This window comes from Mesorhizobium sp. M0898, assembly GCF_040319695.1.
Taxonomy (GTDB): Bacteria; Pseudomonadota; Alphaproteobacteria; order Rhizobiales; family Rhizobiaceae; genus Mesorhizobium.
Genome location: NZ_JAMYOE010000001.1, coordinates 465,878 through 488,694 on the forward strand (window position 1 = coordinate 465,878; position 22,817 = coordinate 488,694).

Sequence of the window (22,817 nt, forward strand, 5' to 3'; positions counted from 1 at the left end):
ACGACTGGCAGCAACGGATAGCCCCCAAACACACGAGAGCTTGGCGCTCCAACAAAGCCGTAACTAATCACCACTCGCGCCTTCCGCATCACGCCGGCATCTGTAGTAAAGGGAACCTTAAAGTGAGACAACTACCCTACAAGGAAGGCACCCTATTTGCCATTCCGTTGAGATCAGGTGGCTACGGGCTTGGCTTGGTAGCTCATATGGCCCCAATGGGAAAGATTATTCTAGCATATCTATTTGGACCAATGCGTCTGGAATTGCCAAAGGCGGATGAATTAAATGACCTTAGTCCAGATAATGCAGTCAGGTGCCTACGGTGTGGCGATCTCGGTTTAATAAATGGAACTTGGCCAATTATTGGCCAAATGAAGATCTGGGCAGAAGACAAATGGCCTATGCCAACCTTCGTTCACAAAGAAAGCCTTTCCAACCGAATTCTTATTCGAAAATACTCAGAGTCTGACCCATCGAAGCTAGAGAGCCAAACTAGCGTAGCTTCGGCGGGCGATTTGGAGCAGGACGGTTTACACGGATATCAAGCCGTCGAATTGATTCTGATCGAGCAGCTGAAACCCCATTGATCAAGGAATGACGGTTACGATGTGAATTACGAATTACGGTGACTCCCACTAGCCGGCCTCTCGTCAATGCCGCGCGGACTTTTTTGGCGGCGTCAGCGGCTAATTTGCATCGGGCGGACTATTCATCCGGGGAGGAGCCCCACGACTGGTGAAGGAGGGATGTCACTGGGTTGTTTGGTGGATAACAATAACGACTATAACTCGCTTATGAATGTAATCGGCCCGAATAAGCTGGGTAGTGCGAGTTTACAGGTAAATGATTTCTCAATTGGTTCGTGAGGAGTTGCCATCATGCATTTTAAAATAGCATTGACACTTGCCGGATTTGTTGCAATTTTTGTTTTCGGAGGATCGGCCTGTACTGTGCCATCAACTCCTGAGATACTGAACTGTTCAAAGGGAATCTTTGCCGATAATTGGCCGTTCACTTGGCGAGCAGTTGAGGAGAAATGTATATCACGCGTAACCTCGCAAATTGCGAAGGAGTTCATGGACTGGAATACGAAGTATGAAGAATTTAATGAGGATACTGGTGCACTTTACCTTTTTATATGGACGAGATTGATTGATAAGAATCTTGCGACTCCATTGCAATTGGACGAGAGAACGAAAGATTTTGATCAAGTAACTCGATCGCTTACGGACTCTTATGTTGGCATTTACGACGATATTGAAAAATTGCAGGAAGAATTGAAAATGTCTTTGGCCCAAAAAGGAGGCGGGGATGCGAATTCGCTCTATGCGATAAGGCTTTTAGGTTTAGTTCCAATTGAGCACGCGCGGCCCACCATTTTGTTCCTGAAGAGTCTGGTTGATCTTGACACCAACACCATTAAGGTCACGGGACAATACGGGGAAGAGATTGTAGAAATGCAAGAGTTGTTGGATTATCGGGCCAGTGCACAAGGTCGTTAGTTGCCATTCACAGATCCTAATTATGACGCGGGTCATTACTTAGTGGCCGCTATTGTGCGGCAGGAACTGGAGAGAATTTCGCAATTTCGGTGCACTTTTATCGCGTTCGCCCGGCTATCATTGCACGTAGATTGACCACATGGCCCGCCTTGCCCGCATAGCGGCGTCCGGCTTCTACAACATCGGCCAGTTCACCTCCACCAACCCTGGGGCAACGCAAGGCAACAAGTATGACGGCTTTGGCAAGCTCGCCCGCCGGGACGTCACGCTGGGCACGCTGACCCACACCACGACCAGCGTGCGCGATGCCTCCGGCCAGACGGGTTGTTGATAAATACGGAGCTCGATATACGGTGGACGTAACTGTTACAGGTCCGGCCGGCACCGTTGAGGTTCGCACCGGGTGGATTTTCAGCCCCCGGTTCAAACGTCCCGTCGCTGATGACACTATTCGTGAAGTAGAGTCCCGCTATGAAACCAAAGATCAACGACGTTGTGAGATTGATTTGTGATATGCTGGGAGAATCCCTTCAGGCCGGAGCTTTAGGAGTCGTTGTTGAAGAGCATTCTTATCCCGAGGAGGCATACGAGATTGAATTCAGTAGCGAAAATGGGAAGACCATCGCTCAATTAGCCTTACTTCCAAACCAGTTCGTACTGATTGCTGTGTAAGGAATTACAGCGCACTCTATTCCATATCTCCTCTCCGAATTACGACATGATCCGGAATTACGCACTACGGTCGCATTACGAATTACGGTGACACCCATTAGCCGGCGGCTCGTCAAGAGCACGAAGCCGTAGGGCACGGTTTTTGATGACTGAGTTCAAGATCATACCTTTCACTGGCGCCGGGGAAATAGAGTTTGGAATGTCCCCGAATCAGATTAGACGGCGTCTTGGGACAAATTTTCGAACATTCAAACGATCTATCGGGGATACGTTTCCTTGCGACTATTTCGAAAATATTGGGGTATTTTGTTACTATAGTAAATCAGGAAAATTGAACGCGGTCGAATTCACGAGTCCTGCCGCTCCTTCTCTGAATGGGGTTCGATTTCTAGGAACAGGATTTGAAACCGCAAAACGTGCACTTATTTCATTGGGCCAAGAAATCGAAGAAGAAATTGATGGGGCAATCGCTTTTGGCCTTGGGGTCAGTATTTATGCCCCGTTGGCAAAAGAAGATTCCATGGCGCCTGTCGAGACAGTGCTAATCTTTCAGAAAGGATACTACCAATAGCAGCAAGGCATACAAATTTTCCGATCCGTTGGAGGAATTGTGGAATTACGGTGACACTCATTAGCCGGCCGCGCGTCAAGAGTGCAGAGCATTTTTTTTGGCAGCGCGAACTGCCAATCCAATTCAGTGCCCAGCATTTGAACCGCACCCGTTCTCGGTTGACAGCTGCGTTCGCACCGCGCCAGATCAGGATCAAGCATCGACCGGCTCCTGGCAGGCGGCATCGCCGCCCCGGAAGAGGAGGATTCTTTCGGTAGTTGGAAATGCCCCGGAAGATCGGAGGTGCAGAGATTATGGATATGGACGGAACCCTTGAGAAGATATTCTCAGTAACAGCCATATGGACATCGGCCGCGACCATCCCTGTTTCGCTGATTTGGGGTGAATCCGCCTGGATGGCGGTTTTTATTGGCGCGATAGTTGCTGCCTCCTTTGCCTTTCCAAGAAGGTTAGCGGAGCTTCTCAATCGTTTCGAACACCCCATCGGTTATCTGGAGAGGAATTTCAAAAATGACTGGACCGGATGGAAGTATACAAAATCAAGCATAAAAATGATATATAATTTGAGTATTATCCAAAAGTATCACTATATATTACTTTTAATTACTGCCATTCATTTTATGATTTCGGGCGCCTTAAGTGAAAGCGGATTGGCTGTCGCGTATCTCGCAATTATGGCTGCATTCTCTTTGATTTCAGTTTCTTTTACACTGCATAAGAGAAACAGGTAGCGCTATGATAGTACTTTGAGCATCCGCTTGAGTGCCAATGAAGGATCTTCCCGGTTCCAAGATTGTTTCCCAAAAAGAAGCTAAAGTCGGTGATGTTGTTTAGTCGAGTGCAAAATTCGATGACGCCACCGGGGCGCCCTCTCTCCGGTCGCTTGATCCCGATTGATATTGATATCAGAAATAGGTGGCTGAAATGAAAATTAGTAAGCAGTGCCTACTTTCGGCCGCTGTGCTGAGTGCTGCGACTGCCGTATTGGTCTTGCTTATATTCTATCAGCAAATCACTGGCCCTTCGCCCAGATGGGAGGACGCGCTATCGCGTGAAAAGTTGACCGCACAATTTGGTGACATAAAAACTATTAGAAGAAGTCGGATTTGGGCCTATCTCGGTAAGCCCGATGAACCAAATATGGTCAAGCAATACGATCTTTGGTCTGACGACGATCTATTTGTAAAATATTTCGACGTAGTATACGACACCGAAGAATACAAGGAAAAAACGGATCATCAAGATCCGATTGCGATATATTGTTTTACAAATGCACAGTTATTTTATTTTACCACAAGTTTATACTGAATTCATCTCAGATTGACCTTGAATTGCTGTAACTCAACAATCCTGCCGATGCCTCAGCCTTGCGGCTTGACCAAATCGGCCGGGCTGATGTCGAGCAGGTCGAGCGTGCGGCGCAACAGCTGCATCTCGCTCCCGGCAAGTTGCGAATCGGCCTTGGCGATCTCGGCCATGTGGCGGGCGAGCAGCTTGCGCCGTTCGACGTCGAGGTCGCGGAATTGGGCGACGGCCTGCGAGCTGTTGGTCTCGTAGCCGAAATCGTTGAGATATTCGATGACGCTGTCGACGCTGGTTTCGGGTATGCCGAAGGCGTCGCGGCAGATACGCCTGAAGGCGGTCATTTCGCTTTCGCTGACCGAACCGTCGGCCAGGATCATACGGAACAGCATCAGCAATTCCGCCGACAGCACCGGATCGTCCGCGACCTTGCGCACGCCGGGGTCGCCGTCGAAGATCGAGCGTATCTGGTCCAGCAATCCCATCGCCATCAGCCCCTTCCGATTCGTCGGGAAGGTAGCGCGGAATCGGCTTGGCGCAAACGGGGTGCGATGGTGGAAAAGCCGCCTGCGTGCACTCATTGGTGTGTGACCGCGCGACTGATAGTATGCCGTTGTACGAATCATGTTGAGGAGGGACCGAACATGAATCTCAGTGCGCCTACCCAGCTTATTTTCATTATATCCCTTGTTATCGCCATTATCGGCGTTCTCGCCGCGCTTGGCGTCCTTGCGTTCATCCCTTTGGCTGCTGTGTGGATTGTCGTCATCGCTTACATCGTGCTGGCCGCCGGCTGCCTGATGCGCGGCGCCTAAACACGTCCAGACAATTCAGAATCTCAGGCAACTCGGAGCGCCCGGCCAAAAGCCGGGCGCTTTTGATTCCGACGAATGGTCTGTTAAAGTCGCGTGGCGGAAGGAAAGCGCATGCCCGACAGCGAAGACGGCAGCCGCCACGAAAGCCCAGGCCTCGATCGGTTCGAGATGGTGCGGCGCGCGCCGAGCCATCGGCTTCAGGGCGCCGTCACCGACATATGCGGCTTTCGCGAAACCATGCCAGGCCATTTCCGCGCCGTCGAATATGCCTCGCTGACCGTGCCGCTGGTCATCAGCTTTGCCGAACCCTTTGCCATCGGGCTCGGCCATGACCCGGGCGACAATGACCGCTTCGCCAGTTTTGCCGCCGGCCTTTATGCCGGGCCGGTAGTGATCGAATCCTTCGGCGGCGCCTGCTGTGTGCAGATCAATTTCAGCCCGCTCGGCGCTCGTCGCTTCTTCGGCCGCCCGATGATCGAACTGACCGACCGCATGGTCGGCCTGGATGACGTGCTCGGCGTAGAAGGCATCGCGCTGCGCGAAAGGCTCGGCAATGCACCGGATTGGAGCTCACGCTTTGCCATCGCCGAAGCCTTCGTTGGCGATCGGTTGGCAACCGCGGACCGCACCCAGGCCGAAATGGTCTGGGCCTATGAGACGATCGTCTCGACGCGTGGGCGGACCCGCATCTCGACGCTGGCCGAAAAGCTTGGCTGGAGCCGCAAGCATCTTACCGGAAAATTTTCGGACGCTATCGGCACCGGCCCAAAAACGCTCTCGCGCATCGTCCGCTTCAATCATGCGCTTGGCCTGTCGAGACAGGCGAACAGCGCTTGGGCCGACATCGCCGCCGACTGCGGCTATGCCGACCAGGCGCATCTGGTACGCGAGTTTCGCGACCTGGCAGGCGTCGCGCCGACGGCGCTTGCCGCGAGGTAACATTTCTTCAAGACGCGCAACCGGCCGTCGCGCAGACTGGGTTGATCGACCAACCCGCTGAAGGAGATCAGCCATGCCGAACACCCCCGAACCACCGCGGCTTTATCCGGCGCTGCGCTACAGGAATGCCGGCAAGATGATCGATTGGCTGTGCGAGGCCTTCGGCTTCAGCGTTCGCGCCCGCTATGGCGAAGGCGACGTGGTGCACCACGCCGAACTCGCTTTCGGCTCTTCGATCGTCATGCTCGGCACGGCGCGCGACGACGCCTATGGCAAGATGGTCGGCGCGCCGGGTTCGGGTGGCGGCAAGTCGATCTACGTTGCGGTCGCTGACGCAGACGCGGCATACGCGCGGGCAAAGACCGCCGGCGCCGAGATTCTGGAAGAACTCACCGACCGCGACTATGGCAGCCGCGAATTCATCTGCCGCGATCCGGAAGGCAACGTCTGGTCGTTCGGCACCTACTGGCCGAAGGCTGACGAGAAAGCATGATCCCGAAAAGTGGAGACCGGTTTTCGGACAAGATCATGCTCAGGCAAAGTATCTAACGCGCCAGCCCAAAAATCGTGTCGCAGTCGAGGTGGGTTTCCAGTTCGGCTGCGATCTCGTCCAGTGCCCGTTCGACCTCGGCGCGGTAGTCGATGCCGCCGCCCTTGACGCCGAGGCTTTCGAGGAATTTCGCCCGGAAGGCATCGGCGGAAAACAGCCCGTGCATATAGGTGCCCACCACCTTGCCGTCGGCCGAGATAGCGCCGTCATCGATACCGTTGATAACGGCGGACGGCCGCAGCGTGTCCGGACCTGTGGTGCGGCCGAGATGGATCTCGTAGCCCTCGAGCGGCAGGTCGAACGGCACCGAGCGCGCGCTGACGTTGCGCACCGTCTTTTCCGGCTCCATCACCGTTTCGACGTCGAGCAGCCCGAGGCCTTGCGTTTCTGTAACGCTGCCCTCGATGCCGTCGGGATCGCGCACGATATGACCAAGCATCTGGAAGCCGCCGCAAATGCCGACGATATGACCACCGCGTTTCCTATGCGCGGCAAGGTCGCGGTCCCAGCCGTTCTCGCGAAATTTCAGGAGATCGCCGATCGTCGACTTCGAGCCGGGAATGACCACCAGACCCGCATCTTCGGGCAAGCGCTCACCAGGCGGCACGAACACCACCTCAACCTGCGGTTCGGCCTTGAGCGGGTCGAGATCGTCGAAATTGGCGATGCGCGAGAGCACCGGCACGGCGATCTTCAGCGCTCGCTTCTCGCCGGACGCCAGTCGCTCGAGCACGACGGAATCTTCCGATGGCAGCCGCGCCGCCGCCTTCAGCCACGGCACGACGCCAAAACAGCGCCAGCCGGTGAATTTTTCGATCGCCTCGATGCCGTCTTCGAACAGCGAGACATCGCCGCGGAACTTGTTGATGAGGTAGCCGACGATCATGCGCCGGTCCTCCTCCGGCAGGATCAGATGGGTGCCGGCGACCGAGGCGATAACGCCGCCGCGATCGATATCGCCGACCAGGATCACCGGCACGCCGGCGCGCGTCGCAAAGCCCATATTGGCAATGTCGCGGCTCCTGAGATTGATCTCGGCCGGCGACCCGGCGCCCTCGACAATGACCAGATCGGCGCCCTCGCCGACCTTTGCCCAGGAGTCCAGCACCGCATCCATCAGCCGGCCCTTCAGCGCCTGGTAGTCGCGCGCCCGCGCCTCGCCGAACACCTTGCCCTGCACGACGACTTGAGCGCCGACATCGGTCTGCGGCTTGAGCAGCACCGGGTTCATGTGGACGGTCGGCGCTGCGCCGCAGGCGATCGCCTGCAGCCATTGGGCGCGGCCGATCTCGCCGCCGCCTGAATCGCCTGGAATATCGGCGACAGCGGCGTTGTTCGACATGTTCTGCGGCTTGAACGGCCGCACTTTCAAGCCGCGCTTCTTCGCCGCGCGGCACAGACCGGCGACGAGCACCGTCTTGCCGACATCCGAACCCGTGCCCTGCAGCATGATCGCCTTGGCCATATCAGTCCCTGCCCTGCGCAACGGTTGCGGTGATCGTCGACTTGGCCGCCAGTGGCCCGCCACGCCAGAGATAGAGCGCCAGCAGCGGCTCCTTGCCGGTGCGCATGGCGTGGTTGATGTCAGAGGCATGGTGGATCACTTCGCCCGCCGCTCGAAGGCGAAAACCGCCGTCGCCCATGCGCCATTCGGTGCCGCCGGTCAGCGGGATGTAGATCTCCTCCGCGACATGGTGGTGATCGGGGTAGACAATGTCGAGCCCAAGGATCAGCAGGCCGCCCGCGACCTCGTAATTGACGAAATGGCCGCGTGTGCCGAACACCTCCAGCCAGCCGTAATTGTCGATGAAAGCCTTGCCGAAATCCGCTTCGCCATAGGTCTGGCCCCAGCGCAGATCTCCGCGACGCTCCGCAACCAGCCGCGCCAGTGGCTTGGCCGCAGCGGGAGCGAGTTCGACGATCCGGCCGAGCTGGACGAGACAAGGCAGTGCATGCGGTTCGAGCGGACGGGACGGCATGTCCCAGCCGATCCGGGCCACGGCGTCGCGCACCAGCGCATCATCGAACGTCTGGAGATAGGCATGGAAGCATCCAAGCAGTTCGTCGAAATTTGTCGTCACACTTTGCTCCAAAGCGCATTCGCACACAGCCGCTGCCCAGATGGTTGGATGGAGACGATCGGGTTGCGCGGCGGCATCATTGGTCTAGATTGGACTGCGCGCAAAGCCAAAAACGACAGGCCAGCAGGCCGGAAACATCAGGGAGCACGCCATGGACGCCGCTGTCGATGCGGGCACCAGCCAGTTCGAACTCAACGAGGACCAGCGCGCCATCCAGGAGATGGCGCAAGCCTTCGCCGCCGACCGTGTGGCGCCGAACGCACTCGACTGGGATCGCAACAAGCATTTCCCGGCCGATGTGATCCGCGAGACAGGTCCGCTCGGCCTTGGCGGCATCTATGTCCGCGACGACGTCGGCGGCTCGGGGCTCGGCCGGCTCGACGCCGTGCTGATCTTCGAGGCGCTTTCGCGGGCCGATCCGGCGTTTTCCGCCTTCATCTCGATCCACAACATGGCGGCATCGATGATCGACCGCTTCGGCAGCGACGAGCAGCGCCGGCGTTTCCTGCCGAAGCTGACCTCGATGGAATGGCTGGCAAGCTACTGCCTGACCGAGCCGGGTTCGGGATCCGATGCCGCGGCGCTGAAGACGCGTGCGGTCAAAAGCGGCGGCGACTATGTGCTGAACGGCGCCAAGCAGTTTATCTCCGGTGCCGGCGACAGCAACCTCTATGTCGTCATGGCGCGCACCGGCGCCGACGGGCCGAAAGGCATTTCCACCTTCGTCGTGCCGAACGATGCGCCCGGCCTTTCCTTCGGCGCCAACGAGCACAAGATGGGCTGGCACATGCAGTCGACGCGCCAGGTCGTCTTCGAGGACTGCAAGGTGCCGGCCGAAAACCTGCTGTCGGTCGAGGGCGCCGGCTTCGGCATCGCCATGGCCGGGTTGGACGGCGGCCGGTTGAACATCGCCGCCTGCTCGCTCGGCGGCGCGCAATCGGCACTCGACAAGGCGCTCGCCTACACCGCCGAGCGCAAGGCTTTCGGCTCGAGGATCAACCAGTTCCAGGCGCTGCAGTTCAAGCTTGCCGACATGGAGACCGAACTGCAGGCAGCGCGCGTCTTCCTCTATACCGCCGCCTCGAAGCTCGACCGCAACGCGCCGGAGGCCTCGAAATGGTCGGCGATGGCCAAGCGCTTCGTTACCGACGCCGGCTTCAATGTCGCCAACGACGCCCTGCAGCTGCACGGCGGCTATGGTTATCTGCACGACTACGGCATCGAGAAGCTGGTGCGCGACCTGCGTGTCCACCAAATTCTCGAAGGCACCAACGAGATCATGCGCGTCATCATCGCTCGCGCCCTGATCGGACGATAGAGAATTTAGTGAATAGTGAATAGTGAATAGTGAATGGTGAATGGTGAATGGTGAATGGTGAATGGTGAGGCTATCATATAGACTATGAGTAATACATGATCACTACTGACTACTGACTACTGACTAATGACTACTGACTACTGACTATTCACTATTCACTATTCACTATTCCACTCACGGAGCGCCATTATGACCACCATCGCCTTCATCGGCCTCGGCAATATGGGCAATCCGATGGCCTCCAACCTGGTCAAGGCCGGGTACGCCGTGCACGGCTTCGACCTGGTGCCGGCGAATCTCGTCATCGCCAGGGAACACGGCGTCGTCATCATGGCCAACGCCGTTGCGGCGGTGAAAGACGCCGATGCGGTCATCACCATGCTGCCAGCCGGTAAGCATGTTCTGTCGGTTTACGCAGACATAGTATCCAGGGCAAAAAAAGGCGCGCTGTTCATCGATTCCTCTACCATCGATGTCGAGTCGGCTCGAAAGGCCCATGCCATCGCCGCCAAGCACGGGTTGCTGTCGATCGACGCGCCGGTCTCCGGCGGCACGGGCGGTGCGGCGGCCGGCACGCTGACCTTCATGGCCGGCGGTTCGAAGGATGCCTTCGCCAAGGCCGAACCAATCCTCAAGCCGATGGCCGGCCGCATCGTTCATTGCGGCGACGACGGCGCCGGACAGGCGGCGAAGATCTGTAACAACATGATTTTGGGCATTTCGATGATCGGCGTTGCCGAGGCCTTCGTGCTGGCAGAAAAGCTCGGCCTGTCGCACCAGGCGCTGTTCGACGTCGCCTCGACCTCGTCCGGCCAGTGCTGGTCGCTGACCACCTATTGCCCGGTGCCCGGCCCGGTGCCGACATCGCCCGCCAACAATGGCTATAAGCCTGGCTTCGCGGCGGCACTGATGCTGAAGGACCTGAAACTGTCGCAGGAGGCCGCACAGAGCGTCGGTGCAGCAACGCCGCTCGGCGCCGAGGCAGCCCAGCTTTATGCGCTGTTCAACGCACAAGGGAATGCCGGCGCGGATTTTTCCGGCATCATTAATTTCCTCCGTGGTGACCCGGCGTAAGCTCCAAGTTCACAGGTTTTCGATCTGCCCAATGCGGAAAGCCGGCAAATTTAGGTTTGCTTAAGCTCTTGCTAACCCTGCAGTAACGATATGCGTTTAAAACGGATTGCGAGGCGGACATCCGCCCGGCGCTCCGGATCAGGTCTCGCGTACCGGAGCCCGTAAGTTTCGCCGTAAGTTTCGCAAGTGTATTGTTGGCGAAGCGCCATGCGTATCTGGCAAAGCCGCGTTCCGATGGAGCGCGGTTTTTGCGTTTCGCATTCTTCAAGGACAATGAGGCGATCGCCCTGGCGTGTCTCCAGATGATCGTCGGCGTCGTGGCTGCTGTCCTGAGCTACGTCGACCCACAGGTGGTCGCGCCCCAATCCCCCAGCGCGTCGGTGCCATGGCTCATCGGTCAGCTACGCTACTTGCGTGCGAGCACGACGTGGGCCTCTTGGGGGAACATCAGCTCCCCTTCAGTTGAATAGATTGCCAGCGAAAAATCTAGATCACCGGTGATCGCTGCGATGACTGCTTCCCGATGCCCGGCATCAATTCTGCTGACCAGCCCGGCCTGCGGAGTCGCTGCCAGCTGTAGTCGCACATATTCCCTAGACGAGGGAAATCGGATGTTTTGTGTCGTCGTGTGGATGGTCACCTGACGAAATCCCGCCTCGGCCACCAATCGGTAAAGCTCGTCCGCATCGGCGAGTGAATGCTCAGACCTTTTCGTTGCCGAAGCGCCTGGACCGAGGTGTCGATCCAAGGCATCCGCCAGCGCCTTCGCCGCAGGAGTGTGCTCAATAGCGCTGAAAACGTTTAAAGCCAGTCGGCCGTCAGGCACCAGAACCCGGAACATCTCACGGAGCGCACTAGATCGATCCGGAAAAAACTGCAGTCCGAGCTGGCAAAGAACCAGATCGAAGGCGGAGTCAGGGAACGGCATTTCGAGCGCGCTTCCCTCGTGCCAGTCGATACGCGCTCCAGCGCCTCTCGGGAGCGACCGAGCAACGGCGAGCATGCCCGTATTGATGTCGAGGCCGACGACCTGCCCACTTCCCATACGCTCGGCCGCCGAGCGTGCCACCACGCCGGTGCCGCAAGCTACGTCCAAAATCCGCTCACCAGATTGAGGCGCAGCACGATCCATCAGGTCCGCAGCCCACAGGGCTGTGATTGCCGGGACCAGGTAGCGCTCGTAGAGGTCCGCGGCGCTGCCTTCCAGCTGCCACCGCTCCTGCTGGGCCATAGTGTCCCTCCCGCACAACGATCTCGGGCAACGGGCCCGATCGGCGCTTCAGCAGCCATCATAAAGCGCGTGTCTGTCGACTAGCAACCGGGCAATGGAAACCGGCAGGGTGCTATTCTTCGCGTTCCGTATCACAACGGTCTTTGCACCATCCGCCCCAAGTAGAATCAAACTCGCATTCTACTGTGCACTCCACGCGCGGCATCTCGCCAATATTTACGAGGCCGATATCCACGAGTTTGTAGCGAGCGATCGCCTTTGGATATTTCCTGAAAACACTCTCAATTTCCGCCACGAAGCCCTTGTGCTCTTCTGGAACCGGCCTTTTGAAAGGTGTTTTGGCGTCCTGCGCAAGAGATACAGTGATGACCGATTGCATAACCAAGGCTAGGATCAAAGAAATGGTGCGCATCAACTGTCTCCAATACGCCTTACGTGGAGAGATGTTTTGATGGTGGATGGCCGCAACTCCGGGACGGGGGGAAGGCCGTATCGAGGGTAGTCTGCGTCAAACATGGCCCACCATCGCCCGTGTAATCGTTGCACGGGCAGTTGCCGTGCGCCTCTATATGCGCGTTGCAAGGGTTCCCGAACCCAAACCCATCATCAGGTAAAGTTACTCCCGCCCGCGCCAGTAGCGCCGCGGCTTCTCTCCGCGCGCTGATGATCAAGAACGCGGCCTTTTCCAGGGCTTCCGATTGTTCGCGCGTGAGACCCCTCCCGAGACAGATATTTAAACATGTGTCACTCCCTCAGATTTGGATTCGCCAAATGCCTCAATTGGGAAAGCAAGCATGCTTCAATTTGCACACCGCTCGACTTGTTCGCTCTTCAACGTGGCGCTATTCGTTGCGACGTGGCGCTAAGGACAGCTAGTCGCCCATTTTGGTCTCCTTGAACGAATGATCCCTTGCTGAAGTTGATCAGGCGAAGTTGACAGGACCGGACTTACGGATGGCTTACGGACGTCACGCTGATCGGCGGCAGGTGACAAGACGGGCGCCGTTCGCACGCTTGCCGCGCTCGGCATGGACGAGTTTTGCCAGCCGGGGAGTGAGGTAGGCTTGGCGCGCCAAAGCTGAATAGTCGGCAGTGCCTGGATGGGGCGCGTTTCCACCCGCAGCCGAATTCGAACTGACTTTGTCCACGTCCTCGACCATCTGCTCGGCGATCGACGCAGCGATCGCCGAGCGTCCGACTGCAGGACGCCCGGCGATAGTTCTACCTTACCCCTTGCGCAAATCCGCTTGCGCCAGATCGAGCGCCGTGGCGATGCGGTCGCAGGCCATGTCGATCGTCTCGCGCGTCCAGATCAGCGGCGGCGACAGGATCATCGTGTCGCCGGTAGCGCGCAGCATCATGCCCTGGACAATCGCGTGGTCGCGAACCATCACCGCCGCGCTGCCGGCAGGCAGGAAGCGCTCCTTGGTCACCTTGTCCTTGACGATCTCGATCGCCCCCATCAGCCCGAACGAGCGCACCTCGCCGACCAGATCGTGCCCACCGAGACGTTCCTGCAGCGCCCTGGCGAAGTAAGGCCCGGTGTCGTTCCTCACGCGCTCGACCAGGCCTTCGCGCTCGATGATCTCGAGGTTCTTCAGCGCCACCGCGCAGGCCACCGGATGCCCGGCATAGGTGTAGCCGTGATAGAATTCGCCGCCCTTCTCGACCAGCGTCGCCGCGATGCGGTCGCCGACCAGCAGCGCCGACAGCGGCTGATAGCCAGAGGTCAGCGCCTTGGCCGTGGTGATGGTGTCGGGCTCGACATCGAAGGCTTGTGCGGCGAACCACTCGCCAGTGCGGCCATATCCGGTGATGACCTCGTCCAGCATCAGCAGGACATCGTATTTGCGGCAGATGCGCTGCACCTCCGGCCAATAGCTCATCGGCGGGATCTTCACCCCGCCTGCCCCCATCACCGGCTCGCCGATGAAGGCGGCCACCTTGTCGGCGCCGGCTTCGAGGATGGCGTCCTCGACCGCTTTTGCCGCGCGCAGGCCGAAATCATGGTCGCTTTCGCCGGGCAGTGCGAGCTCATAGGCATAGGGCATCATCACATGGACGATGTTGGGCACGGCGCCTCCGAGCTGCTTGTGCATCAAATCCATGCCGCCGAGCGAGGCGCCGGCGATGGTCGAGCCGTGATAGCCCATCTTGCGTGAGATGATGCGGTTCTTCTCGGGCCTGCCTTCCAGCACCCAATAGTGACGGACCAGGCGCAGCGCCGTGTCGTTGGCCTCCGAACCGGACGAGCCGTAGAACACCTGGTTGATGTGCCTTGGCGCGATCTCCGCCAGCTTTCTCGACAGCAGAACCGGCGTCGGCGTCGAGCATTTGAAGAAAGAGTTGTAGTAGGGCAACTCCTTCATCTGGGCGTAGGCGGCGTCGGCAAGCTCGTCGCGGCCATAGCCGACATTGACGCACCACAGCCCAGCCATGCCGTCGAGGATTTCCGTCCCTTCGGCATCATAGATGAACGGCCCGTTGGCGTGGGTGATGATGCGCGAGCCGGTCTCGCGCATCTCTTTGTGGTCGGTGAACGGATGAAGGTGATGCGCGGCATCGATCTGCTGAAGCTGCTTCAGCGAATAATTCTGGTAGGTCATGTCTGGTCTTTCCTCTTGAACCAATCCGGCAGCTTTCGCGCCGGGGCGGATTCGTCAGAGGACAGCGGGCGGCGAATAGCCGATGCGAGCGCAGAGCCGCAACAGCTCGGCGCGTAGCGTGCGCGACGACGGCGTCACCGCCACCCCAAATGCGCAACCCGATTTCGCCAGCCGAGCCATGCATGTACCTTAGGCTGCCTCGAGCCCTCAGTTCAAGCCGTGCCGGTCAAGCGACGCCGGTCAATTGGTGCCAGTCAATTGGTGCCAGTCAGGGCCCGCTGCAGGAAGACGTACTTCATCGCCGCCTGTGCGGCCTGCGGCCGCCGGTCGCCGCGTCCACCATGGCCGCCTTCGGTCTCCTCGAAGAACAGCGTCTTGCCGTGGCCGGCCGCCTGCAGCCGTGCCGCCATCTTGCGGGCATGGCCGGGATGGACGCGATCGTCGGCGGTCGAGGTCGTCAGCAACACCGGCGGATAGGCTGCATCCGTGTCTACATGCTGGTAGGGCGAATAGGCGGCGAGCCAGGCTGCCTCTTCCGACTTCGCCGGATCGCCATACTCGGCCATCCATGACGCGCCGGGCGGCAGCTCGGTGTAACGCAGCATGTCGAGCAACGGCACGTCGATGATCACTGCACCGAACAATTCCGGGTGCTGGGTCAGCGAGACGCCGGTCAGCAAGCCACCATTCGATCCGCCCTGGATGCCCAGTGTGGCGGGCGTAGCGATGCCGCGTTTGATCAGATCTTGCGCGACGGCAGCGAAATCGTCGAAGGCATTCTGGCGATTGGCCTTGAGCGCTGCCTGGTGCCAGTTCGGGCCGAACTCGCCGCCGCCGCGGATGTTGGCCTGCACATAGGCATTGCCCTTCTCCAGCCACAGCCTGCCGCGCACGCCGGCATAGCCGGGCAGCAGCGGCACTTCGAAGCCGCCATAGCCGTAAAGCAATGTCGGCACGGGTCCATGCAAGTCGCGCTTCCTGACGACGAAGTACGGGATCATCGTGCCATCCTTCGAGCGTGCCTCGAACTGTTCGGAGAGCAGGGACGACGCGTCGAAACGCGCCGGCTGCGACTTCACCGTTGCCAGCCCCGCAGCGTTGTCGTCCGACCAGATGATCGAGCTCGGCGTCAGGAAATCGGTGAAGGAGAAGGAGACGCTGGAACCGAAATGCTCGGCATGGCTGATGCCGACATTGCCGTTTTCGGGCAACGCCACGGGCTTGAACTCCCAGTCGCTGTCGCTGCGCTTGCCGGCGACGACCTTGCCGCGCACATTGTCCATCAAATTGATGAACAGCCGGTCCTGCGTGCGGGCAATACCGGCGATCGAGACACGGTGCGCCGGCTCGAGCACGGTATCGAGGGATCTGAATAGCCCGGTTTCGATCCAGCGCTCGAAATCGAGTGAATAGAGTCCGTCGGGCTTACACAGAGTGCCGCCCGGCGCAGTCCACGGGGTACGCACGCCGAAGACGAGCTGGCCCTTGAACAGCGCTGTATCGGTGACGTCGTCCGGCAACGGGATGCGCCTGTTCTCGCCGGAAGGCAGCCGCAGGAAACTGTGCGAGGCGAAGAAGTCGATGGTTCGGGCGAGGAAGACATGACGCTTGTCGCCGTCGAATTCGACGGACCCGCCGGCGGCAAGATCCTGCTTCAGCGCCTCGAAGATCGGCAACGCCGCTTCCAGTGGCGTGCCGCGCCGCCAAAGCTTGACCACGCGCGGATAACCGGACTGGGTCTTGTCGTCCTCCTCGAAGGCGGCGGAAACGATAACCGTGTCCTCGTCCAGCCAGCTAAAGCTCGATTTCGAGGCGGGAGCGCGAAAGCCGCCATCGACGAACGATCTGCTTTCGATATCGAATTCGCGCATCTCGCTGGCATCGCCGCCATCCGGCGACAGGTTGAGCAGGCAGCGGCTGAAGTCGGGGTAGAGCCGACTGGCGCCGCTGAACACCCATTTCACCCCCTCTTTCGCCGCCAGGCTGTCGAAGTCGATGATCGTCTGCCATTGCGGCTTGTCGGTCTTGTAGGAGGCGACGGTGGTGCGCCGCCAAACGCCGAGTACGTTCGTCCGGTCCTGCCAGAAATTATAGACATAGCCGTTGATAGCGGCCCCAACGGCGATGTTATCCTCGGCTGTCATCAGGTGGAGCGCCGTCTCGAACGACGTCTGATAGGAAGGATCACCCTGCAGCTCCCCGACCGTAACTGCATTTTGGTGATGCACCCAGTCGAGCGCCTGCTTGCCCCTCCTGTCCTCAAGCCAGAGAAACGGGTCTTCGGCCGCCGAACCCGGCTGGCCCTTGGTATTCGATTTGGTCATGAGGTCTCCGGTTGAGTCGGGTGGCGACATAGCCAAGATCGACATGGGGCCGCTTGCATTCAAGTCATTCGTCAAACGGCGGCTTTCTGGCATTCACACCATCCGTCTTCGAATGACCGTTACAACTGCCAGCGCCAGGCAAATGGCACCGAGCGTCATTGGCAGGCCGCCGGCGCCAACAACATCCATGGCGCTGCCCGCCAGCGGCGGCACGGCGATGCCGCCGACGCCCCACATCAGCGAGAAGGCGGCGTTGCCGGCGACCAGTGCCGAGCCGGTGAACCGCTCGCCGAGTTCAATGATCGACATCGTGTAAATGCCGTAGGAAACCGCGCCCCAGATGAAGACGCACGGCCAGATCAGCGGCGTCTCGATGAGAACCGGCAACAGAACGCATCCGAGCACCGTCATCGAAACACAGATGAACCGCACCAGCCGCGCCGTCAGTCGTTCCGCCAGCAGGCCGAGCGGCACCTGCATAGCGATGTTGCCGGCGATCATCACCGACAGCAGCGCCGACATGCGCGCTTCGGCGATGCCATAATGTGTTCCGTAGACCGGCAGCAAGGCGAGCACCGCCTGTTCGAAACCGGCGGCCACGATCACCGCCGATAACAGCAGCCACGCCTGCGGCACGAACCCCAGCACCGAAACGCGGTGCCCGCTCTCGTCGACCTTGGGCAGCCGTGCCAGCACCGAGGCGAGGCAGGCGCCGCAAAACAGGAATGCGGCGATGCCGACGAGGAACGGCGGCCATCCCTCGGTGCCGACCGCAAGCAGGCACAGCGGCCCCGCCGCAAAGCCCGCCGAAATGATGGTCGAATAGATGCCCATGACGCGGCCGCGGCGTGTCGGCGGCGCCAGTGCGATCACCCAGACTTCGCTCAGCACGTAGAGCGGGTTGGTGACGGCGCCGATCAAAAAGCGCAGAGGAAACCACAGATAGACATTTTGCGTCCAGCCGATCAGCGCCAGCACCAGCGCGGAAAGTGCCGCGCAAGTAAGCGCGGTGCGCCCTGCCCCGAAACGCCGTGCCAGCGCCGGAACCAGCGGCGACGAGACGATGAAGCCGATCGGCGTCATTGCCGCCGACAGGCCGATCATGGCCGGCGAGACGCCCTGGCGCTGCAGGATGAAGCTCAACAGCGGATAGCTCAGCCCTTGCGCGATGGCGAACACCGAGACGGTGGCGATCACGCCGGTGATCGCCGCCCATTGCACTGTCTCGCCGCTGTCCTGTTCCGCCCGGTCCATGATGCAGGACTAGCGTTTCGCTTTCATCGCGGTAAGCACCGGCAACGAAAACCGCTTGCGCCAGCCGGAAGAGAATAAGAGCCTGACGATCCCTCCGGCTGCCCTTCAGGCATGTCGCTTCCCTCGTCCTAGTGGTCGCCGCCTCCGCAATGGCCGGCCGGCCGGCAGTCCATTATGCCGCCGCATTGCCGCAGCGTACGAGGACTATCATGACCGCCGCCCTTCAGCCCGCCGAACCTGCATTGGCAAACGACCGCGCCCGCCGCGGCGGCCGCGCGGGAAAGCGTGCCGGCGGATCGGCGGCGTTCGAGCAGCCGCCGTTTCGGCAGTTGAAGAACCCGCTGGCGCCGACCCGGCTGGTTTCCGACGACGAGCTGGAATCTATCCACCTCGCCTCTCTGCGCGTGCTGCGGGAAATCGGCGTCGACGTGCTGCATGACGAAGCCCGGCGCATTATGAAGGCGCATGGCGCCGATGTCCGCGAAGGCAGCGAGCGGGTGCGCTTCGACAGTGACATGATCCTGGAACTGGTTGCGCACTGCCCGCCGGAGTTCACCATCCACGCCCGCAACCCGGCGCACAACGTGCGCTTTGGCGGCGATAATCTGATCATCTCGATGATGGCGTCGGCACCCAATTGCTCAGACGTCGACCGCGGCCGCCGGCCAGGCAACCAGCAGGACTACCGCAACTTCCTCAAGCTTGCGCAGATGCACAACATATTGAACTGCACGGGCGGCTATCCGGTCGAGCCGATCGACATCCATCCGTCCGTCCGCCACCTTGAATGCATCCGTGATCTCGCCACGCTGACCGACAAGATGTTCCACATCTATTCGCTCGGCAAGGAGCGCAACGTCGACGGCATTGAGATCACCAGGATCGCACGTGGCATCAGCCATGAGCAGTTGCTTGCGGAGCCGTCGGTATTCACCATCATCAACACCAATTCACCGCTCAAGCTCGACGTACCGATGATGGAAGGCATCATCCAGATGTCGAGTAAGGGCCAGGTGGTCATCGTGACGCCGTTCACCCTGTCCGGCGCTATGGCGCCGGTGACGATTGCCGGCGCGCTGGTGCAACAGAATGCCGAGGCGCTGTCAGGCATCGCCTTCGCGCAGATGGTGCGCAAGGGCGCGCCTGTCGGCTACGGCGGCTTCACCTCGAATGTCGACATGAAGTCCGGCGCGCCGGCCTTCGGCACGCCGGAATATATGAAGGCGCAGCTGGTCGGTGGGCAACTCGCCCGCCGCTACAACATCCCCTACCGCACCTCCAACACCTGCGCAGCCAACACGGTCGACGCGCAGGCCGCCTATGAAAGCGTGTTCTCGCTGTGGGGCGCCATCCAGGGCGGCGGCAATCTGATGATGCATGCCGCCGGCTGGCTCGAAGGCGGCCTGCGCTGCTCCTACGAGAAGACCATCCTCGACATAGACCTGTTGCAGATGGTCGCCGAGTTCCTGACGCCGCTCGATCTTTCCGAGGAAGCACTCGGTTTCGACGCCATACAGTCCGTCGGCCCCGGCGGCCATTTCTTCGGCACCCAGCACACGCAGGACCGCTACAAGACCGCGTTCTATGCGCCTATTATCTCGGACTGGCGCAATTTCGAGAGTTGGGCGGAGGCCGGGTCGCCGACGGCGCTCGAAAAGGCCAATCGCGTCTGGAAGGAACGGCTGGCGTCCTATGAAGAGCCTTACATGGATCCGGCAATCCGGGAGGAGCTCAACGCTTTCGTCGACAAGCGCCGGGCCGAAGGCGGCGCGCCGACCGATTTTTGATCATCTGATGAGTAGTCGACCCCCACTCCGTCTTGATGGCAGGCTGGCCGGAAACATCGCTGTATCCGATCTCCGCTTTGTTTTCGCGCCCCGCTCACTCGATTCAATCTCTTCAAACACGGATCTATCTTCATGAAATCTCATGCAAAAGCGGTTGTCATCGGCGGCGGGGTCGTTGGCTGCTCGGTGCTCTATCATCTGGCCAAGGCTGGCTGGGCCGACATAATGCTGATCGAGCGTTCGGAGCTCACTTCCGGCTCGTCCTGGCATGCGGCGGGCGGCTTCCATACGCTGAACGGCGATCCCAACGTCGCCAAGCTGCAGGCCTATACGGTGCAGCTCTACAAAGAGATCGAGGAGATTTCCGGCCAATCCTGCTCGCTGCACCTGACCGGCGGCGTGATGATGGCCGACACGCCCGAGCGCATGGACTTCTTGCGGCTCGCCCACGCCAAGGGCCGCTATCTCGGCATGGACACCGAACTGATCACGCCGTCCGAAGCCAAGGCAATGTTCCCGCTGATGGACGAGACGAATTTCGTCGGCGCAATGTGGGATCCAGTCGAGGGCCATCTCGACCCTTCCGGCACCACCCATGCGTATGCCAAGGCCGCCAGGAAGCTAGGCGCCGAGATCGTGCTGCGCAACCGCGTCGTGGAACTGACGCAAGAGGTCGACGGCACCTGGAACGTCGTCACTGAGCAAGGCACAGTCAAAGCCGAGCATGTCGTCAACTGCGGCGGCCTGTGGGCGCGCGAGATCGGTCGCATGGTCGGCGTCGAGCTCCCGGTGCTGGCCATGGAGCACATGTATCTTCTGACCGAGCCGATGCCGGAGGTCGAGGAATTCAACAAGTCGACCGGCCGCGAGATGATTGGCGTGCTCGATTTCAAGGGCGAGATCTATACCCGCCAGGAACGCAACGGCATCCTGCTCGGCACCTATGAAAAGGCCTGCAAGCCGTGGTCGCCGGTCAGCACGCCGTGGGATTTCGGCCACGAGCTGCTGCAGCCAGACATAGACCGCATCGCACCGTCGCTCGAGATCGGCTTCAAGCATTTCCCCGGCATCGAAAAGGCCGGCATCAAGCAGATCATCAACGGCCCCTTCACCTTCGCGCTGGACGGCAACCCGCTGGTCGGCCCGGTGCAGGGGCTGACCAATTTCTGGTGCGCCTGCGCCGTCATGGCCGGCTTCAGCCAGGGCGGTGGCGTCGGTCTGGCGCTGTCGAACTGGATGGTCCATGGCGACCCCGGTTTCGATGTCTGGGGCATGGATGTTGCGCGCTTCGGCGAATGGGCAACGCTGCGCTATACCAACGCAAAGGTCCGCGAAAATTATTCGCGCCGTTTCTCCATCCGCTTTCCCAACGAGGAATTACCGGCGGCAAGACCAGCGCAGACGACCCCGCTTTACGACACCATGCTCGCCAACAACGCCGTCATGGGCGACAGCTGGGGTCTCGAAACCCCGCTCTGGTTCGCGCCGAGAGGCTCGGAGCCGAAGGACGTCGTGTCCTTCCACCGCTCCAATGATTTCGGCGCGATCAGCGAGGAAGTGCGCGCCACCCGCGAGAAGGTCGGCGTCACCGAGATCGCCAACTTCGCCAAATACGAAGTCTCCGGACCGGGGGCCGAGGATTTCCTCAACCGGCTGATGACCAATCGCATGCCGAAGACCGGCCGCATCGTGCTGACGCCGATGCTGAACGAGTTCGGCCGGCTGATCGGCGACTTCACCATCGCCAAGGCGGGCCCAAGGGGTGGGGAAGAACGCTTCATGATCTGGGGTTCTTCGGCAGCGCAAAAATACCACATGCGCTGGTTCGAGAAGCATCTGCCAAAGGATGGAAGCATCCGCATCCACCGCTTCGACCAGACGCTGGTCGGTCTCTCCATCGCCGGGCCGAAATCCCGCGACCTGCTGCAGAAACTGGTCGATGTCGACATCTCGACCAAGGCCTTCCGCTTTATGGATTTCCGCGAAATGGCGGTCGGCGGCGCGCCTTGCATGGTCAATCGCATCACCTACACCGGCGACCTCGGCTACGAGATCTGGATGGCGCCTGCCTACCAGCGCCTTGTCTACAAGGCGATCAAGGAGGCTGGCGAAGAGTTTGGGCTTGTCGATTTCGGCATGCGGGCTTTGCTCTCTATGCGCCTTGAGAAGAACTTCCCGACCTGGTTCCGCGAGCTACGTCCGATCTACGGACCGTTCGAAGGCTCGATGGACCGCCTCATCAAGCTAGAGAAGAACGACTTCATCGGCCGGGAAGCAGCGGCCAAGGAACAGGCAGAAGGGACGAAACTGCGCCGTGTCTCCTTCATCGTCGATGCCGCGGATGCAGACGTCATGGGCGACGAGCCGATCTGGGCCAAGGTCGGCGGCAAGGATTACGGCACCGTGGAAAAGCCGCATGGCTATGGCGCGCCGCGCTTCGACGCGAGCGGCAAGGAAGTGCGCGGCTCGAACGCCGCCGAAGGCGCGTCTGCCGTGCGCGGCATTGTCGACGGCGACTGGCGCGTGGTCGGCTGGGTCACCTCCGGCGGCTATGCGCATTATGTCGAGAAGTCGATGGCGCAAGGCTATGTACCGGCAGCGCTTGCCGAGAACGACAGCGCCGGCCTGTTCGAGATCGAAATCCTCGGGCACCGGCGTCCCGCACGCATCAATGTCGAACCGCCCTTCGACCCGAGCGGCGAAAAGATGAGGACGTAGGCTGCCGAACCGTTGAGTTTTTATCTAGCTGCCGCTAGCGGCCTCCCGGTGTTGCAGTAATATAGCGAGAACT

Annotated in this window: 23 protein-coding genes; 14 read left to right on the plus strand and 9 right to left on the minus strand. The window is 59.8% G+C overall.

Annotated elements, in window-relative coordinates:
* Positions 1-122: 122 nt before the first annotated feature.
* The 7 genes from NKH90_RS02285 to NKH90_RS02315 all read left to right on the plus strand — a co-directional run bounded on the left by NKH90_RS02285 (position 123) and on the right by NKH90_RS02315 (position 4,053).
* Positions 123-587 (plus strand): Imm26 family immunity protein, encoded by a 465-nt coding sequence (locus NKH90_RS02285; RefSeq protein ID WP_352816978.1) that lies wholly within the window; start codon positions 123-125, stop codon positions 585-587.
* A 291-nt stretch (positions 588-878) separates the two neighbouring features.
* Positions 879-1,502 (plus strand): DNA polymerase Y subunit UmuC family protein, encoded by a 624-nt coding sequence (locus NKH90_RS02290; RefSeq protein WP_352816980.1) that lies wholly within the window; start codon positions 879-881, stop codon positions 1,500-1,502.
* A gap of 139 nt (positions 1,503-1,641) precedes the next feature.
* Positions 1,642-1,833, plus strand: a complete 192-nt coding sequence (locus NKH90_RS02295) for a hypothetical protein (RefSeq protein ID WP_352816982.1) — start codon at positions 1,642-1,644, stop codon at positions 1,831-1,833.
* Positions 1,834-1,973: 140 nt separating this feature from the next.
* Positions 1,974-2,174: a DUF4926 domain-containing protein gene (locus NKH90_RS02300; protein ID WP_023676476.1), complete on the plus strand. Its 201-nt coding sequence runs from the start codon at positions 1,974-1,976 to the stop codon at positions 2,172-2,174.
* A gap of 145 nt (positions 2,175-2,319) precedes the next feature.
* Positions 2,320-2,745: a hypothetical protein gene (locus NKH90_RS02305; RefSeq protein WP_352490691.1), complete on the plus strand. Its 426-nt coding sequence runs from the start codon at positions 2,320-2,322 to the stop codon at positions 2,743-2,745.
* Positions 2,746-3,008: 263 nt separating this feature from the next.
* Positions 3,009-3,476, plus strand: a complete 468-nt coding sequence (locus tag NKH90_RS02310; RefSeq protein WP_352500931.1) for a hypothetical protein — start codon at positions 3,009-3,011, stop codon at positions 3,474-3,476.
* Positions 3,477-3,669: 193 nt separating this feature from the next.
* On the plus strand, positions 3,670-4,053 hold the full coding sequence (locus NKH90_RS02315) for a hypothetical protein (RefSeq protein ID WP_352816987.1): 384 nt from the start codon (positions 3,670-3,672) through the stop codon (positions 4,051-4,053).
* 53 nt (positions 4,054-4,106) lie between these two features.
* Here NKH90_RS02315 and NKH90_RS02320 read toward each other — a convergent pair whose 3' ends face one another.
* A complete protein-coding gene (locus NKH90_RS02320; protein ID WP_352470314.1) occupies positions 4,107-4,538 on the minus strand; it encodes a TerB family tellurite resistance protein in 432 nt (143 codons plus the stop codon).
* 153 nt (positions 4,539-4,691) lie between these two features.
* Between NKH90_RS02320 and NKH90_RS02325 the strand changes: the two genes are divergently transcribed.
* The 3 genes from NKH90_RS02325 to NKH90_RS02335 all read left to right on the plus strand — a co-directional run bounded on the left by NKH90_RS02325 (position 4,692) and on the right by NKH90_RS02335 (position 6,294).
* Positions 4,692-4,862 (plus strand): hypothetical protein, encoded by a 171-nt coding sequence (locus NKH90_RS02325; protein ID WP_352451984.1) that lies wholly within the window; start codon positions 4,692-4,694, stop codon positions 4,860-4,862.
* A 111-nt stretch (positions 4,863-4,973) separates the two neighbouring features.
* Complete coding sequence (locus NKH90_RS02330; RefSeq protein WP_352470313.1) at positions 4,974-5,801, plus strand: helix-turn-helix domain-containing protein; 828 nt, start codon at positions 4,974-4,976, stop codon at positions 5,799-5,801.
* 73 nt (positions 5,802-5,874) lie between these two features.
* Positions 5,875-6,294, plus strand: coding sequence for a VOC family protein (locus NKH90_RS02335; protein WP_352451986.1), 420 nt, complete (start codon positions 5,875-5,877; stop codon positions 6,292-6,294).
* Positions 6,295-6,346: 52 nt separating this feature from the next.
* Here the strand turns inward: NKH90_RS02335 and NKH90_RS02340 are convergent, their stop codons facing one another.
* Both NKH90_RS02340 and NKH90_RS02345 read right to left on the minus strand, forming a co-directional pair.
* The gene (locus tag NKH90_RS02340; RefSeq protein ID WP_352539676.1) at positions 6,347-7,816 is read right to left on the minus strand and encodes a cobyric acid synthase; all 1,470 of its coding nucleotides are present in this window, start codon (positions 7,814-7,816) and stop codon (positions 6,347-6,349) included.
* A gap of 1 nt (position 7,817) precedes the next feature.
* Positions 7,818-8,432, minus strand: a complete 615-nt coding sequence (locus NKH90_RS02345; RefSeq protein ID WP_352816990.1) for a dimethylsulfonioproprionate lyase family protein — start codon at positions 8,430-8,432, stop codon at positions 7,818-7,820.
* Positions 8,433-8,583: 151 nt separating this feature from the next.
* On the opposite strand from NKH90_RS02345, the gene NKH90_RS02350 reads away from it, so the two are divergent.
* Together NKH90_RS02350 and mmsB are read left to right on the plus strand one after the other, a co-directional pair.
* Complete coding sequence (locus NKH90_RS02350; RefSeq protein ID WP_352816993.1) at positions 8,584-9,750, plus strand: isobutyryl-CoA dehydrogenase; 1,167 nt, start codon at positions 8,584-8,586, stop codon at positions 9,748-9,750.
* A 189-nt stretch (positions 9,751-9,939) separates the two neighbouring features.
* Entirely contained in the window at positions 9,940-10,824 is an 885-nt protein-coding gene (gene mmsB / locus NKH90_RS02355; RefSeq protein ID WP_352816996.1) for a 3-hydroxyisobutyrate dehydrogenase, read from the plus strand.
* 406 nt (positions 10,825-11,230) lie between these two features.
* Here the strand turns inward: mmsB and NKH90_RS02360 are convergent, their stop codons facing one another.
* The 6 genes from NKH90_RS02360 to NKH90_RS02385 all read right to left on the minus strand — a co-directional run bounded on the left by NKH90_RS02360 (position 11,231) and on the right by NKH90_RS02385 (position 18,239).
* Positions 11,231-12,055, minus strand: coding sequence for a class I SAM-dependent methyltransferase (locus NKH90_RS02360; RefSeq protein WP_352470308.1), 825 nt, complete (start codon positions 12,053-12,055; stop codon positions 11,231-11,233).
* 112 nt (positions 12,056-12,167) lie between these two features.
* Positions 12,168-12,467 (minus strand): hypothetical protein, encoded by a 300-nt coding sequence (locus NKH90_RS02365; protein WP_352470307.1) that lies wholly within the window; start codon positions 12,465-12,467, stop codon positions 12,168-12,170.
* A 19-nt stretch (positions 12,468-12,486) separates the two neighbouring features.
* Positions 12,487-12,786 carry a DUF6422 family protein gene (locus tag NKH90_RS02370; protein ID WP_352470460.1) on the minus strand — a complete coding sequence of 100 codons (300 nt, stop codon included), beginning with the start codon at positions 12,784-12,786 and terminating at the stop codon, positions 12,487-12,489.
* A gap of 495 nt (positions 12,787-13,281) precedes the next feature.
* Positions 13,282-14,661 carry an aspartate aminotransferase family protein gene (locus NKH90_RS02375; RefSeq protein WP_352539670.1) on the minus strand — a complete coding sequence of 460 codons (1,380 nt, stop codon included), beginning with the start codon at positions 14,659-14,661 and terminating at the stop codon, positions 13,282-13,284.
* Between the two features lie 254 nt (positions 14,662-14,915).
* Positions 14,916-16,985: a prolyl oligopeptidase family serine peptidase gene (locus tag NKH90_RS02380; protein ID WP_352817001.1), complete on the minus strand. Its 2,070-nt coding sequence runs from the start codon at positions 16,983-16,985 to the stop codon at positions 14,916-14,918.
* A 93-nt stretch (positions 16,986-17,078) separates the two neighbouring features.
* Positions 17,079-18,239: an MFS transporter gene (locus NKH90_RS02385; protein WP_352742262.1), complete on the minus strand. Its 1,161-nt coding sequence runs from the start codon at positions 18,237-18,239 to the stop codon at positions 17,079-17,081.
* 209 nt (positions 18,240-18,448) lie between these two features.
* Here NKH90_RS02385 and NKH90_RS02390 point away from each other — a divergent pair, with 209 nt between their 5' ends.
* Positions 18,449-20,026: a trimethylamine methyltransferase family protein gene (locus tag NKH90_RS02390; protein WP_023676493.1), complete on the plus strand. Its 1,578-nt coding sequence runs from the start codon at positions 18,449-18,451 to the stop codon at positions 20,024-20,026.
* Between the two features lie 132 nt (positions 20,027-20,158).
* Positions 20,159-22,744, plus strand: a complete 2,586-nt coding sequence (locus tag NKH90_RS02395; protein WP_352817003.1) for a GcvT family protein — start codon at positions 20,159-20,161, stop codon at positions 22,742-22,744.
* Positions 22,745-22,817: the final 73 nt, after the last annotated feature.

Coding starts and splice junctions, on each gene's coding strand:
- NKH90_RS02290 (WP_352816980.1), top strand. CDS start 879: ATGCATTTTAAAATAGCATTGACACTTGCCGGATTTGTTGCAATTTTT.
- NKH90_RS02295 (WP_352816982.1), top strand. CDS start 1,642: ATGGCCCGCCTTGCCCGCATAGCGGCGTCCGGCTTCTACAACATCGGC.
- NKH90_RS02300 (WP_023676476.1), top strand. CDS start 1,974: ATGAAACCAAAGATCAACGACGTTGTGAGATTGATTTGTGATATGCTG.
- NKH90_RS02305 (WP_352490691.1), top strand. CDS start 2,320: ATGACTGAGTTCAAGATCATACCTTTCACTGGCGCCGGGGAAATAGAG.
- NKH90_RS02310 (WP_352500931.1), top strand. CDS start 3,009: ATGCCCCGGAAGATCGGAGGTGCAGAGATTATGGATATGGACGGAACC.
- NKH90_RS02315 (WP_352816987.1), top strand. CDS start 3,670: ATGAAAATTAGTAAGCAGTGCCTACTTTCGGCCGCTGTGCTGAGTGCT.
- NKH90_RS02320 (WP_352470314.1), bottom strand. CDS start 4,538: ATGGCGATGGGATTGCTGGACCAGATACGCTCGATCTTCGACGGCGAC.
- NKH90_RS02325 (WP_352451984.1), top strand. CDS start 4,692: ATGAATCTCAGTGCGCCTACCCAGCTTATTTTCATTATATCCCTTGTT.
- NKH90_RS02330 (WP_352470313.1), top strand. CDS start 4,974: ATGCCCGACAGCGAAGACGGCAGCCGCCACGAAAGCCCAGGCCTCGAT.
- NKH90_RS02335 (WP_352451986.1), top strand. CDS start 5,875: ATGCCGAACACCCCCGAACCACCGCGGCTTTATCCGGCGCTGCGCTAC.
- NKH90_RS02340 (WP_352539676.1), bottom strand. CDS start 7,816: ATGGCCAAGGCGATCATGCTGCAGGGCACGGGTTCGGATGTCGGCAAG.
- NKH90_RS02350 (WP_352816993.1), top strand. CDS start 8,584: ATGGACGCCGCTGTCGATGCGGGCACCAGCCAGTTCGAACTCAACGAG.
- mmsB (WP_352816996.1), top strand. CDS start 9,940: ATGACCACCATCGCCTTCATCGGCCTCGGCAATATGGGCAATCCGATG.
- NKH90_RS02360 (WP_352470308.1), bottom strand. CDS start 12,055: ATGGCCCAGCAGGAGCGGTGGCAGCTGGAAGGCAGCGCCGCGGACCTC.
- NKH90_RS02365 (WP_352470307.1), bottom strand. CDS start 12,467: ATGCGCACCATTTCTTTGATCCTAGCCTTGGTTATGCAATCGGTCATC.
- NKH90_RS02375 (WP_352539670.1), bottom strand. CDS start 14,661: ATGACCTACCAGAATTATTCGCTGAAGCAGCTTCAGCAGATCGATGCC.
- NKH90_RS02380 (WP_352817001.1), bottom strand. CDS start 16,985: ATGACCAAATCGAATACCAAGGGCCAGCCGGGTTCGGCGGCCGAAGAC.
- NKH90_RS02385 (WP_352742262.1), bottom strand. CDS start 18,239: ATGGACCGGGCGGAACAGGACAGCGGCGAGACAGTGCAATGGGCGGCG.
- NKH90_RS02390 (WP_023676493.1), top strand. CDS start 18,449: ATGACCGCCGCCCTTCAGCCCGCCGAACCTGCATTGGCAAACGACCGC.
- NKH90_RS02395 (WP_352817003.1), top strand. CDS start 20,159: ATGAAATCTCATGCAAAAGCGGTTGTCATCGGCGGCGGGGTCGTTGGC.